Raw genomic sequence first — 15,132 nt, 5'->3', positions numbered from 1 at the left:
ATGACTATTGCCTCTCCATTGCTCGACTTTAGCGACCTCCCGCGTTTTTCAGAGATTCGCGCTAAACACGTCACCCCTGCCATTACTCGTCTTTTGGAAGAAAATCGCGCCGTTGTAAAACAACTATGTGATGACCAAACTGCCGTCAGTTGGGAAAATTTTGTTGAGCCGTTGGAGAACGCAACAGAAAGACTAGGCCGCGCGTGGAGTATTGTCGGCCATCTCAATGGCGTCGCCGATACGCCAGAATTGCGCGCTGCCTATAATGAAAATCAACCCGCCATCACGGAATTCTGGACCGAGCTCGGTCAAAATTTGGTGCTATTTGAGAAATATAAAGCATTAGCTGCACAAACAGGGTTCGAGACATTACCGATTGCACGAAAAACGATTATTCAACATGCTATTCGTGATTTTCGTTTAAGCGGTGCCGAATTACCGGAAGATAAGCAACAGCGCTACGCAGAGATTCAGGAAAAAAGCGCCATGTTGACCACACGCTTTTCTGAAAACGTTCTCGATGCCACCAATGATTATCGCTTACTGATAGACAATATTGAGCAGCTTAAAGGTCTTCCGGAAGACGTGATTCAGGCGGCAAAGGCGGCGGCTGAAAAGGATAACCTGGCTGGCTACAAATTTACGCTACACTTTCCTTCGTACTTCCCGTTATTGCAATACGCCGACAATCGCGACATTCGCGCCACAATTTATCGTGCCAATGCTACCAAAGCCTCGGAACTCGGTGCAAAGCCCGAATGGGACAATACGGCGATCATTAGTGAAATACTGCAATTACGTAAAGAAGAAGCGCAGTTATTGGGTTACCAAAACTTTGCTGAGGTATCACTCGTCAGTAAAATGGCTGAGTCCCCTGTGCAGGTGGCCAGTTTCCTCGAAGATTTAGCAAAAAAAGCGCGTCCTTTCGCTGAAAAAGATTTGCAAGAATTACGCCAGTTCGCGGCACAAGAATTAGGTATCGAAAAACTGGAAGCCTGGGATGTTGCCTACGCCTCCGAAAAGTTGCGCGAGCAACGTTACGCATTCTCAGAACAAGAAGTAAAACAATATTTCCCAGAACATCAGGTCATCAACGGCCTATTTAGCGTCATTCAAACATTGTTTGCCGTTGACATCAAACCTGATCAGGCGGGCACCTGGCATCCAGACGTCAAATTTTATCGGATAGAAAAAGAAGGCCAGTTGGTTGGTCAATTTTACCTGGATTTATACGCTCGCAATGGCAAACGTGGTGGCGCCTGGATGGATGATGCACGTGGACGACGCTTGACAGCGCATGGGATACAAACGCCCGTTGCCTATCTGGTATGCAACTTCACGGAACCAGCAATCGTCGACGGTATCGCTAAATCAGCCTACTTCACTCATGATGAAGTTATTACCTTATTCCATGAATTTGGCCACGGTTTACACCATATGTTGACCAAAGTGGATGATTTGTCCGTATCTGGAATTTCTGGTGTCGAATGGGATGCAGTTGAGTTACCTTCGCAATTCATGGAAAATTTCTGCTGGGAATGGGATGTATTGCAGCAAATGACCGCGCATGCCTACACGGGTGAAACTTTGCCGCGCGCCCTTTTCGACAAGATGATTGCGGCCAAAAATTTCCAATCTGGATTGCAAACTTTGCGTCAGGTAGAATTTGCTTTATTTGATATGCGCTTGCATGGTGACTTTGAGCCTCTTGGCAATCAAACCGTTCAACAGATGCTCGATGCTGTTCGTGCTCAAGTTTCCGTATTTATAGCACCAGATTTCAATCGCCTGCAGCATTCATTCAGCCATATTTTTGCTGGTGGTTATGCCGCAGGTTATTACAGCTACAAATGGGCAGAGGTATTATCTGCGGACGCGTATGCAGCATTTGAGGAACACGGCAAAAAAGACGGCAGTACATTGTCGCGAAGTGCTGGCGCACAATTTCAAAAAGAAGTCTTAGAGGTCGGCGGCTCACGTCCGGCACTTGACTCCTTTAAAGCATTTCGTGGCAGAGAACCGTCAATTGACGCCTTGTTACGACACAGTGGCATGACAGTCTGAAGGAGAAAAAATGACGCTAACCTCGATCAAGTTGTGTGTGCTGATATTACCGCTGTGCCTGGCAAGTGCTGTCCAGGCACAGTTGTATAAATCTGTCGGTCCTGACGGTAAAGTGACTTATTCCGATACACCACCACCTGCCAATCAAAAAATAATCGAAACGAAGAGCATGGCGGTCTCACAAGATGTCGCTAATTTTCCTTATGAGCTTAAATTAGCCGCATCAAAAAATCCCGTCGTCGTTTACACGACATCCAATTGCAAACCATGCAACGATGGTAAAAAATTTTTGAAGAGCGCCGGCATTCCATTTTCTGAGAAGACCGTAACATCAAGTGCAGACTCCGAAAAACTCAAGCAAATCAGTGGTGATCTTCAATTACCATTGATGACCATCGGCAGTAAAAAGTTTCAGGGCTATAACCACGACGACTGGCAAGCTGCCATTAATTCTGCCGGCTACCCAGATAGCAATCGGCTGCCAGCGACCTATGTTTACCCGACGGCTGAAAGCGCGGTACCCGTTAGCAAACCTGATCCTGCTGCCGTTTCAAAGAAAGATGTAACTGACCCTGCGCCAGCAACGACGCCAATAAAAAAACCGGAAAACAATAATGGCTTCCGCTTCTGAGAAAACCCGCATTGATTTTCATAGTAACGTCGCCGATAAGCTCAATTACGCTTGTCGCTTGATTCGTAAAGCACGTGCTGCCAACTGTAAAGTCATTGTTTATCATCCAGTCCAACAGGAATTACAGAGAATTGATGCTGCCTTGTGGACACTGGAAGATACCGGATTTTTGCCGCATGTTATGGCCGAGGACCCGCTCGCAAACGTGACCCCTATCATCCTTAGCCAAGGCAAGTTGGAACAAAGTCCACACTTTGAATTACTGGTCAATCTAAGTACCTCGACGCCAGAAAATTTTGACTTATTTGCACGTATGATAGAAATTGTCTCTAGCGAAGCAGAAGAAACTGCCTTAGGTCGTGAACGATATCGCTACTATCATCATCAAGCCTATACACTGAGTCATAACGTGGCGAAATAAAATGAATACAGAACTCGACGCTAGCATCCCCGTACTTACAGAAGTAATTTCGGCAGACGCACTTATATCAGAGGTGGATTCTGTCGCACTGGATTTGAGCGAAAAGCTCCCTGAAATGGCGACACGTGAACGTGGCACGATCAATGACGAAGAATGGCAATTAATGGAGCAAACTCTGAGAGAGAATGTACTCAAACAAGTGTTAGCCAGAGTTGATTTCGTCTTGGAACACCGCGTCCGCGATAATCTTGCAGATGTTTTACAAACTGCCGTAGAAAAACTCGCCGATGAAATTCGTGCGGGCTTAAAGAACTCACTGGAAGAAGTTGTCACTCGTGCGGTGACCCAAGAAATTGCCAAGGCAAAAACACCAAAATAAGCAAAATTCAGGAAATTATTTTTATTTTTAAACATAAATTCTTTTTATGCTTTTAAAAATAAAAATAAAACCCTTCTTTATGATTACCTGAAAACGCACAAGCTTTCTACAATCTCAGTTGAAAAATAAAGGACTGCACATTTTTTGCTGCATCCATCACAAACTGGAGATCGGTCAATGAAAGTCATCGTACTTGGTGCCGGTATTATCGGTACATCCACAGCATGGTTTCTCAATCAACAAGGTCACGACGTGACCGTCATCGAGCGCCAACCTGGCGCCGCGCAAGAAACCAGCTTTGCCAATGGTGGGCAGATTTCCGTCTCCCATGCTGAACCGTGGGCAAACCCGTCGGCACCGCTTAAAGTTTTGAAATGGCTAGGCAAAGAAGATGCACCCCTACTGTTCAGGCCGCATGCAGAATGGTTGCAATGGCAGTGGGGCTTACAATTTTTACGTGAATGCACACAAGGGCGTACCGACCATAATATCCGCCAGATCGTGGCCATCGCTGAATTTAGTCGCCAGACCTTAGTCGAACTAAGATCAAGCACAGGGATTGAATACGATAGCCTAAGCAAAGGAATATTGCATTTTTATACAGACCAAAAAGAATTCGACATCTCCTTGCCTGCCGCGAGATTAATGCGTGAATTAGGATGCCCACGCGTTTCGATCAGCGCTGATGAGGTCGTACACCGCGAACCGGCTCTGGCAGGCGTACGTCAACACATTGTAGGGGGAGATTTCACTGAAACAGATGAATCTGGCGACGTCTACAAATTTACGACCGGACTAGCGAACAAAGCGGCTGCGTCCGGTGTAAAGTTCGAATACAACACCAGCGTCACCAGACTGCTGTCTGAAGGTTGTGGCGCAGAAGCAACAATTACGGGTGTCGAAATCATTGATCCACAAGGAAGGCATCAGGTCTTGCACGCTGACGCCTTTGTCGTCGCCATGGGCAGCTTTTCGCAACTATTGCTCAAACCTTTAGGCATTCCCTTGATGATTTATCCTGGAAAAGGCTATTCAGCCACCTACCCTATTGTTGATAGCGCAGCAGCGCCAACAATCTCTCTGACCGATGACGGCTATAAATTGGTCGTCTCAAGGCTGGGAGACCGCTTGCGGGTAGCAGGCACTTGTGAGATTAATGGTTATACGCGGGAGCTCAATACAGCCCGATGCGAGGCGATCACCCGCCGCACCCGGGAATTGTTCCCCCACGCCTGTGATTACACGAACCCCGTCTATTGGACAGGGCTGCGACCACTTACCCCCTCTAACGTGCCCTATATAGGTAAAACCAAATACCAGAACCTGTTTTTGAATACAGGACATGGTACTTTGGGTTGGACAATGGGCGTTGGCTCCGGGCGTGCGCTGGCAGATATTATTTCAGGCTACTTACCTGAGGTCGATTTTGCATTTACTGGGGTGGAACGACGACAACGCTCCGCGCAATTTGCCGCCGCAGTTTAAAAACCGTTAGGTAGGTGTCGATACTATAGGTGCAGCACTACCGCGAAACATGACCTGTTTCGCCACAGTGACTGCACCTCAGGGCACATGAGTCAATACCGCCCATTTTGTACTTCAGGCAAGTTGACTTCTTCAGTGAGAGTGCTGGCAAGGCGTAATATGTTTCATTTTTGCGAAAAAACTGTCAACTTAATGTCAAATTTCCGCATTATTTCTTCACTTTAACCTGCAATTCCGCAGCTTTCTCGTCAAACACTATTCGCGTCGTAAACTTGGTCTTCTTCATCGGAAAACGAGAATGAAAATGGCGGACGTTTCCGGACCCAGAAATGACGCGCCGCACAAATTGGTAGTAGGCATCCATGTCAATAACATGCACAACCAGAAAATAATCGTACTCGCCCGATACAAAATAACACTGCATCACTTCCGCTTCCTTATTCATGCGTGCCTCAAAATCGTGCATAAATTCATCACTCTGATTCACGAGAGAGACTTCAAGGAAAGCAAGCATACCAAACGACAGCGCGAACGGGTCGACCACGCTAACATCAGCGCTGACCACGCCTGCGTCTCGCAATTCTCTGATGCGGCGCAAACAAGTAGGCTGGGAAATGTGTAATTTTTCAGCTAAAGTACGAGTCGGGATTTGATTATCCTTTTGAAGTTGATTCAAAAGCTTGCGATCAAGCTTGTCTAGCGCACGGAAATGAGGCATATAAAAATCGTCTGTTTTGAAAAAAAACCGCACAAAATAGCTTTGCGAAATATTTTTTATGTTGTACCTTTTGTTTATTCAGTGATCTGAATAAGTTGGTAATGCAATAGTGTTGTCCTACTTTATTAAACCTTAGGAGTAATGTTCATGTCGTTCAAAACAAAAATGATCCCACTGGCAGGCGCAATTGCTTTCGCTTTCGCTGGTGCAGCAGCGGCAGCTGACGAAGTAGTAATTAAAATTGGTCACGTAGGTCCTATCTCTGGCGCAATCGCGCATTTGGGTAAAGACAATGAAAACGGCGCAAAATTTGCGATCGAAGATCTGAATGCAAAAGGCTTGATGATCGGCGGCAAAAAAGCAAAATTTGAACTGCTGGCTGAAGATGATGCAGCAGATCCAAAACAAGCAACTACCGTAGCACAAAAACTGGTCGATGCAAAAGTCAATGGCGTAATCGGTCACTTGAACTCTGGTACAACAATTCCAGCGTCTAAAATCTACAACGATGCTGGTCTGGTACAAATCTCCCCATCTGCAACAAATCCAAAGTACACACAACAAGGCTTTAAAGGTGCATTCCGCGTAGTGGCGAATGACGGCCAATTGGGCGGTACATTGGGTCGCTATGCAGTACAGATCAACAAAGCGAAGAAAATCGCTGTGATCGATGATAAAACAGCCTACGGCGAAGGTGTTGCTGCTGAGTTTATCAAAGGCGCAAAAGGTAAAGGCGCAGAAGTTGTTGTTCAAGAACATACAACTGACAAATCCACAGATTTCAGCGCGATCTTAACCACAATCAAAGCTAAAAACCCAGACGTTATTTTCTTCGGCGGTATGGATGCCGTTGCTGGTCCAATGCTGCGTCAAATGAAAGCACTGGGCATCAATGCTAAGTTCATGGGCGGCGACGGTATCTGTTCAGCGGATCTGGTCAAATTGGCTGGCGATGCAATCGGCGAAGGCCAAGTAGTTTGCGCTGAAGCAGGCGGTGTTCTGGATGCGCAAAAAGCAGCGAATGAAAAATGGAAAGCTGACTACAAGAAGAAATTCGGCGTAGAAGTTGAAATCTATGCACCGTATGTTTACGATGCTGTGATGACAATGGCTCAGGCAATGAAAGAAGCAAATTCTGCTGAACCAGCAAAATACCTGCCATTCTTGAAGAAAATCAAATACCACGGCGTTACTGGCGACATCTCCTTTGATGACAAAGGCGATATCAAAGACGGTACTCTGACTTTGTACACATACAAAGGCGGCAAACGTGATCTGTTAGCAGTCACTAAGTAAGCCAATTTAACTGGTCTGGGGTAAAACCCTCACCAGTTAATGTTTGCTCAATGAGCAAAAAGCCCGGAAAATGTAAATTTTCCGGGCTTTTTTATACATCAATACTTTTTTGCTCTGACTGAGCGCCGTGCACGACGCGCTTCATAGGCAATTATTTCAAAAAATGATTTCAAATAATTATTTTAAGTTCTTATTTCAACGACAGTATCCACTTAACTAAAGTGTGGGCTTCTGCCTCTGAAACCTGGGTGTTTGCTGGCATAGCCATCGCTCCCCATGTGCCACTACCCCCCTTTAATACTTTTTGAACTAATTTTGCTTCAGCTGTTTTATCGCCAGCATATTTTTTTGCGACGTCTTTATATGCTGGGCCGACGACCTTAGCGTCGACAGAGTGACAAGCCATACAATTTTTTGCTTTCGCCAGATCCATATTTGCCATCGCTGAGCCAGAAGCCAAAAGAGCTAGTGTTGCACCTACCAATAATGAATATTTCATTGCTTTCTCCAGGTTAAATAATGCGATTTCATTTTAACGCTTTTTCAGAAATTTGATCAGCACGAAAAACGTCTGGGTTGACCAGCGGCAAAATACACTTTAATCTGCCGACAAAGGGAGTCAACTATGTTATTAATTATTCCACTCATATTATTACTTGTTTTAAAACTGGCAAATGTATGGATTTTTGCAACGATGTCTTGGTGGTGGATCATCGGATTGGCCGTATTTGCTTTTCTTTGGTTTGAAATTTTTGAACGTATATTGGGACTTGATAAGCGCAGAGACAATGCCCATTTCGAAAAAATGAAGCAAGAGCGCATCAAACGGACGTTTAACAAAAAAAACTGACGATAGAAAATAAAAGATAAAAAATAAAAAGCAGCTAATTGCTAGCTGCAAATATCAACCTAATCAATTTATCGCTCATATCTACCGACCGCTATGTGTCAAATCCATATCGGTCTGGTTTTGATTTTGCGTTGCCTGACAACTTCCTGCCACCTCATGAGTGATTTTGAACAGCGGCATTTGGAACTAAGACAGCTACGATATTTCATTACAGTGGCGGAAGAACTGCATTTTGGTAAAGCAGCGCAACGTCTGCATATGACTCAACCGCCATTGTCGCAAGCAATACAGGCCTTTGAAGCCGAGCTCGGGGTAGCACTTTTCGTACGTACGACGCGTCAAATCAGTTTGACCCCAGCAGGTAAAGCGTTACTTCCGGAAGCAAGGAAGTTATTGCAACAGGCGCAAAATCTACGCCAAATAGCCCAACGTGCAGCAAGCGGCACACAAGGGCATCTCAGTCTGGCCTTTGTCTCCATCGCCGATTACAGCATCCTACCGCCTACGCTGAGGGCGTTTCGGCAAACCTACGCCGATATCAGTATTGAATTGCGCGAGGCGACGACTGATGTGCAGCTGGAAGCCCTTGAAAAAGGAGAAATTGATGCCGGTTTTATCATTCCGCCAATTCCTGAAAAATTTCAGCACCTACTCGCGTATCAGAAAATTCTCACCGAGCCATTAATGCTGGCGGCTCCAGAGCATCTTTTTGTCAGCGGACAAGCCGTAAGCTTAGTAGAATGTAACGAGCAGTCGCTGATCTTGTTTCCGCGCAAAATCGCGCCCTCTTTACACGATGCCATTCTTGGATTTTTCCATGAACATAACCTGACGCCAGAAATTGGCCAGGAAGCAATTCAAATGCAAACCATCGTTGGCTTGGTTTCTGCTGGTATGGGAATTGCGCTTGTGCCACAATCCGTCTCGAACTTACAACGTCCTGGCGTGTCATACCATCCGCTGACGAACCAAGCCCCGTCAGTTGAAATTGGATTTGCGTGGCGCAAAGAAAATCCTTCAACGGTATTAACCTCTTTTTTACAGCTTTTAAAGCAAAAATTATGCTGATTCATCCTAATCCAGATCCGGTTGCTTTTTCCCTTGGCCCCCTGAAAGTGCATTGGTATGGCCTGATGTACATGGTCGCCTTTGCACAATTTGTTGCGCTGGGTCGCTTGCGTCTGAAGCTGCCGCACATCGCAGCGCAAGGCTGGACCAAAGAACACATTGACGATATGTTGTTTTATGGTGTTTTAGGCGTCGTTTTAGGTGGTCGTTTAGGCGAAGTTTTTTTCTATCGCCCGCAGTTTTTCATGGACAACCCACTAGAAATATTGCAAGTCTGGCACGGTGGCATGTCCTTCCATGGTGGCTTCATCGGCGTATTAGTTGCGATGTTTTTGTGGGCACGCAAGGTCAAAATGCCGCTGGTGAACGTCTACGACTTTATCGCCCCCTTGGTACCGCTTGGTTATGCCGCGGGCCGCATTGGCAATTTTATTAATCACGAATTACCAGGCCGCATTGCCTCTGCCGATTTGCCTTGGGCAATGATATGGCCAGGCGTCGATTATCCAGTACATCCATCACCGATTTATCAGGCCTTGGTCGACGGCGTCCTGTTATTCATCATTTTGTGGATTTACGCACGCAAGCCTCGTCCACCATTAGCAGTGGGTGCACTTTTTGTGACTTTGTATGGATGCGCCCGCTTTTTCACCGAGTATTTCCGCACGCCGGATTATGAACGCAGCTTTGCTGGCATCACAATATCCGCTGGACAAATGCTCTCGTTACCGATGATCGTTGGTGGTTTGTGTCTGCTGGTTTTTGCCTACTGGAAGCAAAAGAACCTGCCTCTCAAGTGATGAATTTAGGATGCGAATACGGTTCAACTTCACTTGATCGTTGCAGCGAGGTTAAAGAAAAGACCAACTCTACGTGATCTGACCGAAAAATTTCGTACAAAAACATCAGGCTGGCATATATTTCGTTGAGCAACGAACTATTTGCCAGCTTTTTTGTCATATGAGGTCGCGCTTTTGGAAAAATTAATTACATTTTTCAAACGTGCGGATTAATCCATCCGGTTGGTTACGCGCCAGCTTTACTAAAATAATTAAGGGATCATCACATGCAACGCACTCTGCTGTCTCTCGCTGTTCTCGCCACATTATCCGTTGGTGGTTCAAGCATCGCTTTCGCACAGTCTTCGGCACCAACAATCGCCAGTACCGCTAGCCAACCCAACGCAACACTTAGCTCAGGTATAGACTTGCAATGGCAAGATACCACCGTGCGACCGCAAGATGATTTCTTTAAGTTTATGTCCGGCAAATGGCTGGCTACCGCTGAAATTCCTGCCGACCGTGCACGTTATGGCTCATTCGATAAATTACGTGAATTATCCGAGCAAAGTTCGCGTGACATTATCGACGGACTGGTTGCGGATAAGCATCTGAAAACTGGCAGCAATCAGCAAAAAATTGCGGCGCTATACAGCAGCTTTATGGATGAAGCCCGCGCCAATAAACTTGATATTCAACCACTGAAACCGACTTTTGCTCAAATCGACAAAGTGGCCAAGCAAGCTGATTTTCCTGCGCTGATCGCCCACTTGTCGCAACTCGGCGTATCACTGCCTGTGAATTCAGGAGTGGGACAGGATGCGCGTGAATCGACAACCTATGCGGTTTATGTGAGCCAGGGTGGATTGAGCTTACCCGACCGTGATTACTATCTCAAAGACGACGCGAAATTCAAAGGATTTCGTGACGCTTATGTAAAGCATGTAGAAAAAATGCTGGCAATGAGCGGTGAAAAAAATGCTGATAAAGCCGCTGCTGATATCCTTGCGCTAGAAACCAAAATCGCGACAATTCAGTGGTCAAAGGTAGAAAACCGCAACCCTATCAACACATATAACAAAGTTGAAATTGCGAAATTAGCCGAGCTCACCCCAGGGTTTGATTGGACTGCCTATTTTGCTGGTACTGGCGTGAACAACAAGGTGAATTATGTGATTGTGCGTCAACCGAGTTTTATGACTGGCATCGCTAAAATCATCAACGACACGCCTGTCGCCATCTGGAAAACGTATTACAAATGGAAAGTATTAGATGCGTATGCGCCATTCTTATCCAAACGTTTTGTCGATGAAGATTTTGCATTCTCCAGTGTTACCTTGCGCGGAATTCCAGAAAATCAACCACGTTGGAAACGTGGCGTAGCGCGTGTTGAAGAGAGTATGTCGGAAGCCTTGGGAGAATTGTACGTCGCTAAATACTTCCCGCCAGAAAATAAAGTTCGTATGCAAAAGATGGTTTCAAATCTGATTGAAGCCTACAAACAGAGCATCGAAACGCTGACTTGGATGAGCCCGGAGACAAAAAAAGAAGCCTTAGTCAAACTCTCTAAATTCACACCTAAAATCGCTTATCCTGATCAATGGCGCAACTACAGCGCGTTGCAAATCAAGCCAAACGATCTGGTTGGAAATATTGAACGTAGCCACGCCTTTGAACATCAACGTGAAATCGCGAAACTGGGTAAGCCTGTCGACCGTAAAGAATGGGGCATGAGCCCGCAAACGGTGAATGCGTATTACAACTCACGTCAAAATGAAATCGTCTTCCCTGCGGCAATTTTGCAACCGCCATTCTTTAATCCCGCAGCTGACGATGCCGTTAATTACGGTGGCATTGGTGCGGTCATTGGTCATGAAATCAGCCATGGTTTTGACGATTCTGGCAGCCAGTCAGATGGCGACGGCAACTTGCGTAATTGGTGGACTAAAGAGGATAAAGAAAACTTTGCAAAACTGACTGACGCCCTGGTCGCGCAATACAATGCCTATAGCCCATTACCGGGTTATAACGTCAATGGCAAGCTCACGTTGGGTGAAAACATTGCGGATAACTCAGGCTTGTCGATCGCTTACAAAGCGTATCAAATTTCGCTTGGTGGCAAACCAGCACCGGTAATCGACGGCTACACTGGCGATCAGCGTCTGTTCATGGGTTGGGCACAAGTCTGGCGCGGTAAAGCACGAGACGCAGAAACAATCCGTCTGATCAGCACAGATCCACATTCTCCGGCAGAAGTCCGTGGCAATGCGCCATTGACGAATTTACCGGGCTTTTACTCTGCATTTGGTGTCAAAGAAGGCGATAAAATGTATGTCGCGCCAGAGAAGAGAACGACTATCTGGTAAGCGTTAAAGCAACAATCTAAAAACTCAGGATGTTGTTGCAATCCTGAGTTTTTTTATTTTAGGTGAAGAAGTGTCTCTTTCCTCGCGGCCAATCCTGGCGTGTATCACAGACTTCGCATAACTAAAAAACCAACACCTCTGAGCTTCAGCTTGCGCAGCAACGATGCAAGCAGAACTTACATTGTTTTGCAAAAGTTCAAAAATAGGCCTTGACGAAGGATAAGGTCTCGATTTACATTGGATCTCATGACATCCCCAAAACACATCATCGCTGCGAAACAAACTGCTCTGCACAGACCTGCTCTGGTGCTGACTGTTTCCGCTTTGGTGCTGCTATCACTACTAGCACTACTATCTCTACAACTAGCTAAATAATTAGCCCTAGTTTCCAGCATTACCTCATCAGACCTTGAAGTAATCGCTACCAGTTTCAACACTCTATTTGTTTTACCCGGCTCGAGATAAGCCATACAGGATGATCAGCATGTTCATATTCAAGACAACCAGCACCGAGTTTAAGACCGTGACATCGGCGGTGCACGTTTGTGTCTTGAACAATCACACCTCGCATGACGCAACTAGCTTGCCCGCATCCACTCTGCTACATCGACTACGTCGACTACCGCTCGGTTAACTGGCCGCGCGTAAGCCGGTGGAAGCCAGTTAGCCTCTGACCACCTTTCTCTTCTATTTATTCTCAGCGTCACCTCCAGCGAGGTGAAGGATTCACTATTTTTTAAAGGTTTATCATGCTTGCACATCCATCATCTAAATACCGTGCTTTTAATCCATTTGCCAGCATCCAATTGAATGATCGCCAATGGCCATCTCGTCAGATTGAGAAAGCGCCAATCTGGATGAGCACAGACTTACGCGATGGGAATCAGGCGTTGATCGAACCCATGAACGCAGATAAAAAGATGCGCTTTTTTAAGATGTTGGTCAGCATCGGCATCAAAGAAATTGAAGTCGCTTTTCCATCAGCTTCCGATACCGACTTTGATTTCGTCCGCCAGTTAATTACCGGCCACCATATTCCGGATGACGTCACGATTGAAGTTTTAACACCGGCGCGTGACGATCTCATCCGTCGCACCATCGATGCGGTGCAGGGAGCAAAGCGCGCCATTATTCATTTATATAATCCGGTCTCGCCCTCTTTCAGACGTATCGTTTTTGCTAAATCGCGCGAAGATGTAAAGCAAATTGCAATCGATGGGACAAGCTTGATAAAAACATTGACTGACGCACGACCTGAGACGGAATGGACTTTTCAATATTCACCCGAAACGTTCAGTATGACAGAGCTCGATTTTGCAAAAGATATCTGCGATACCGTCAGCGAAATCTGGCAAGCGACATCAGAACGTAAAATTATTATCAACCTTCCATCAACTGTGGAATGCACAACACCCAATATCTATGCAGATCAGATCGAGTGGATGCATCGTCATCTTGCACATCGTGAAGCCACAATTCTCAGCGTACATCCTCACAACGACCGTGGCACAGCAGTCGCCGCTGCAGAACTCGCAGTCATGGCAGGGGCAGATCGCATCGAAGGTTGCTTATTCGGGAACGGAGAGCGCACCGGCAATGTTGATCTGGTCACCTTGGCATTAAATCTTTATACCCAAGGCATTTCACCGGGCTTAGATTTCTCTGATATCGATGCAGTGCGTCAATGCGTTGAAGAATGTAATCAGATCCCAGTTCATCCACGCCATCCTTACGTTGGTGATTTAGTACATACCGCATTCTCTGGCTCGCATCAGGATGCGATCAAAAAAGGCTTTGCCCAACAAGCACCGGATGGCATATGGGAAGTGCCTTATCTCCCAATTGACCCGCGCGATATCGGTCGCAATTACGATGCGGTTATCCGCGTCAATAGCCAATCCGGCAAAGGTGGTATGACGTATTTACTGGAACAAGAATACGGCATCAGCATGCCGCGCCGTATGCAAATTGAGTTCAGCCATGTAGTCCAACAATTCGCGGATCGCAGTGGACTGGAAGTTCAGGCCAGCGATTTGTTTCAGATTTTCAGGCAGGTATTTTTAACTGCCGACACAGGTTTCGCTTATCACGCACATCAAGTTCTCGAACAGAGAACGTCGCCATCTGTTCCTGCGCATTTATCAATGCGTTTGGAATTGCTGTTCAACGGACAATCACGAGTCGTCCAGGCAACAGGTCATGGTATTCATGCGGCAAGCATTACAGCATTTGTACAACAAGGAATACACATTGATCCCGTTGAAGTAACAGAACACACCTTCATCGATCATCGGCAGCAAAAACAATGCCAGTGCGTCATTGAGGCGCGCATCAATGGCGACAAACAATTCGGTGCAGGTATTGCGGCGGAGGCAGAGTCAGCGTACATCCAAGCATTATGTAGCGTCGTCAACAGGCACTTAACAAACAATGAAGAAGCCTTAGTCGCCTAAGACATTTTTCATTAACGGCCAGGAGAAAAGGGAATGACATCTATTGTCAGACACCTTTTTCTCTTTTTTTATTTTTCACCATCAAATCCAGATTGATTCTCTATCAATTTATCGTACACTAAGCCCTGAAGTTTTAGATCAAAAAGGACATTCAATGAGCGAATACAAGGCAGAGGTAGTTTGGCAACGTGGGAATCAGCTATTCACTGATAATCGATATAGTCGCGGTCACGAATGGAAATTTGATGGGGGATTTAGCGTTCCCGCTTCCTCGGCACCCGGCTCAGTTCCACTACCGATGTCGGTGGCAGAAAATGTCGATCCAGAAGAGGCGTTAGTCGCTGCTCTGGCAAGTTGTCATATGTTATTTTTCCTGAGCTTTGCCCAAAAGCAGGGGTTTATCGTTGATCACTATCAGGACCATGCCACCGGTTTTATGGAAAAAAATGAACGCGGACGTCTCTACATAGCACGTATAGAGTTGCGCCCTGCTACGCGCTTTTCGGGTGAGAAGATGCCCACGAAGGAGCAAATCGATGCTCTCCATCATTTGTCTCACGAGCACTGCTATATCGCCAATTCCTTGCGCGCTGATGTCACGATTATTCCGGAGTAACCCAGT

At 46.2% G+C, this 15,132-nt stretch carries 14 protein-coding genes; 12 read left to right on the top strand and 2 right to left on the bottom strand.

All coding sequences use genetic code 11. The features are described 5' to 3' along the window. The 5 genes from ACO0K1_RS07820 (at position 1) to ACO0K1_RS07800 (ending at position 4,980) form a co-directional block, all read left to right on the top strand. Positions 1-2,064: a M3 family metallopeptidase gene (locus tag ACO0K1_RS07820; protein ID WP_423024417.1), complete on the top strand. Its 2,064-nt coding sequence runs from the start codon at positions 1-3 to the stop codon at positions 2,062-2,064. Positions 2,065-2,074: 10 nt separating this feature from the next. Then, the gene (locus ACO0K1_RS07815) at positions 2,075-2,695 is read left to right on the top strand and encodes a glutaredoxin family protein (RefSeq protein WP_423024415.1); all 621 of its coding nucleotides are present in this window, start codon (positions 2,075-2,077) and stop codon (positions 2,693-2,695) included. Then, complete coding sequence (locus tag ACO0K1_RS07810) at positions 2,679-3,116, top strand: DNA polymerase III subunit chi (protein ID WP_423024413.1); 438 nt, start codon at positions 2,679-2,681, stop codon at positions 3,114-3,116. The genes ACO0K1_RS07815 and ACO0K1_RS07810 overlap by 17 nt, the downstream gene beginning before the upstream one ends. 1 nt (position 3,117) lies before the next feature. After that, complete coding sequence (locus ACO0K1_RS07805) at positions 3,118-3,495, top strand: hypothetical protein (RefSeq protein ID WP_423024411.1); 378 nt, start codon at positions 3,118-3,120, stop codon at positions 3,493-3,495. Positions 3,496-3,672: 177 nt separating this feature from the next. Continuing rightward, positions 3,673-4,980: a D-amino acid dehydrogenase gene (locus ACO0K1_RS07800; protein WP_423024409.1), complete on the top strand. Its 1,308-nt coding sequence runs from the start codon at positions 3,673-3,675 to the stop codon at positions 4,978-4,980. A 208-nt stretch (positions 4,981-5,188) separates the two neighbouring features. Here the strand turns inward: ACO0K1_RS07800 and ACO0K1_RS07795 are convergent, their stop codons facing one another. Continuing rightward, positions 5,189-5,698 (bottom strand): Lrp/AsnC family transcriptional regulator, encoded by a 510-nt coding sequence (locus ACO0K1_RS07795; protein WP_423024407.1) that lies wholly within the window; start codon positions 5,696-5,698, stop codon positions 5,189-5,191. A gap of 147 nt (positions 5,699-5,845) precedes the next feature. Between ACO0K1_RS07795 and ACO0K1_RS07790 the strand changes: the two genes are divergently transcribed. After that, positions 5,846-6,994, top strand: a complete 1,149-nt coding sequence (locus ACO0K1_RS07790; RefSeq protein WP_423024405.1) for a branched-chain amino acid ABC transporter substrate-binding protein — start codon at positions 5,846-5,848, stop codon at positions 6,992-6,994. Between the two features lie 190 nt (positions 6,995-7,184). Here the strand turns inward: ACO0K1_RS07790 and ACO0K1_RS07785 are convergent, their stop codons facing one another. Beyond that, positions 7,185-7,493: a c-type cytochrome gene (locus ACO0K1_RS07785; RefSeq protein ID WP_423024403.1), complete on the bottom strand. Its 309-nt coding sequence runs from the start codon at positions 7,491-7,493 to the stop codon at positions 7,185-7,187. A 126-nt stretch (positions 7,494-7,619) separates the two neighbouring features. Between ACO0K1_RS07785 and ACO0K1_RS07780 the strand changes: the two genes are divergently transcribed. The 6 genes from ACO0K1_RS07780 (at position 7,620) to ACO0K1_RS07755 (ending at position 15,126) form a co-directional block, all read left to right on the top strand. Beyond that, positions 7,620-7,844, top strand: a complete 225-nt coding sequence (locus ACO0K1_RS07780) for a TIGR04438 family Trp-rich protein (RefSeq protein ID WP_423024401.1) — start codon at positions 7,620-7,622, stop codon at positions 7,842-7,844. A 156-nt stretch (positions 7,845-8,000) separates the two neighbouring features. Further along, positions 8,001-8,912 (top strand): LysR substrate-binding domain-containing protein, encoded by a 912-nt coding sequence (locus tag ACO0K1_RS07775; RefSeq protein ID WP_423024399.1) that lies wholly within the window; start codon positions 8,001-8,003, stop codon positions 8,910-8,912. Next, positions 8,906-9,712, top strand: a complete 807-nt coding sequence (gene lgt / locus ACO0K1_RS07770) for a prolipoprotein diacylglyceryl transferase (protein WP_423024397.1) — start codon at positions 8,906-8,908, stop codon at positions 9,710-9,712. Before ACO0K1_RS07775 ends, lgt begins: the two co-directional genes overlap by 7 nt. Positions 9,713-9,978: 266 nt before the next feature. After that, positions 9,979-12,057, top strand: a complete 2,079-nt coding sequence (locus ACO0K1_RS07765; RefSeq protein WP_423024395.1) for a M13 family metallopeptidase — start codon at positions 9,979-9,981, stop codon at positions 12,055-12,057. A gap of 746 nt (positions 12,058-12,803) precedes the next feature. Beyond that, complete coding sequence (gene leuA, locus ACO0K1_RS07760) at positions 12,804-14,510, top strand: 2-isopropylmalate synthase (RefSeq protein ID WP_423024439.1); 1,707 nt, start codon at positions 12,804-12,806, stop codon at positions 14,508-14,510. Positions 14,511-14,664: 154 nt separating this feature from the next. Beyond that, on the top strand, positions 14,665-15,126 hold the full coding sequence (locus ACO0K1_RS07755) for an OsmC family protein (RefSeq protein WP_423024393.1): 462 nt from the start codon (positions 14,665-14,667) through the stop codon (positions 15,124-15,126). Positions 15,127-15,132 lie beyond the last annotated feature (6 nt).

It is taken from the genome of Undibacterium sp. SXout20W (assembly GCF_049340285.1).
Classification (GTDB): Bacteria; Pseudomonadota; Gammaproteobacteria; order Burkholderiales; family Burkholderiaceae_D; genus Undibacterium.
Note: the sequence above shows the minus strand (reverse complement) of the source record. Positions and strands in the feature narration are given on the sequence as shown.

Coding starts and splice junctions, on each gene's coding strand:
- ACO0K1_RS07815 (WP_423024415.1), top strand. CDS start 2,075: ATGACGCTAACCTCGATCAAGTTGTGTGTGCTGATATTACCGCTGTGC.
- ACO0K1_RS07800 (WP_423024409.1), top strand. CDS start 3,673: ATGAAAGTCATCGTACTTGGTGCCGGTATTATCGGTACATCCACAGCA.
- ACO0K1_RS07780 (WP_423024401.1), top strand. CDS start 7,620: ATGTTATTAATTATTCCACTCATATTATTACTTGTTTTAAAACTGGCA.
- ACO0K1_RS07820 (WP_423024417.1), top strand. CDS start 1: ATGACTATTGCCTCTCCATTGCTCGACTTTAGCGACCTCCCGCGTTTT.
- ACO0K1_RS07805 (WP_423024411.1), top strand. CDS start 3,118: ATGAATACAGAACTCGACGCTAGCATCCCCGTACTTACAGAAGTAATT.
- ACO0K1_RS07755 (WP_423024393.1), top strand. CDS start 14,665: ATGAGCGAATACAAGGCAGAGGTAGTTTGGCAACGTGGGAATCAGCTA.
- ACO0K1_RS07810 (WP_423024413.1), top strand. CDS start 2,679: ATGGCTTCCGCTTCTGAGAAAACCCGCATTGATTTTCATAGTAACGTC.
- ACO0K1_RS07765 (WP_423024395.1), top strand. CDS start 9,979: ATGCAACGCACTCTGCTGTCTCTCGCTGTTCTCGCCACATTATCCGTT.
- ACO0K1_RS07790 (WP_423024405.1), top strand. CDS start 5,846: ATGTCGTTCAAAACAAAAATGATCCCACTGGCAGGCGCAATTGCTTTC.
- ACO0K1_RS07785 (WP_423024403.1), bottom strand. CDS start 7,493: ATGAAATATTCATTATTGGTAGGTGCAACACTAGCTCTTTTGGCTTCT.
- lgt (WP_423024397.1), top strand. CDS start 8,906: ATGCTGATTCATCCTAATCCAGATCCGGTTGCTTTTTCCCTTGGCCCC.
- ACO0K1_RS07795 (WP_423024407.1), bottom strand. CDS start 5,698: ATGCCTCATTTCCGTGCGCTAGACAAGCTTGATCGCAAGCTTTTGAAT.
- ACO0K1_RS07775 (WP_423024399.1), top strand. CDS start 8,001: ATGAGTGATTTTGAACAGCGGCATTTGGAACTAAGACAGCTACGATAT.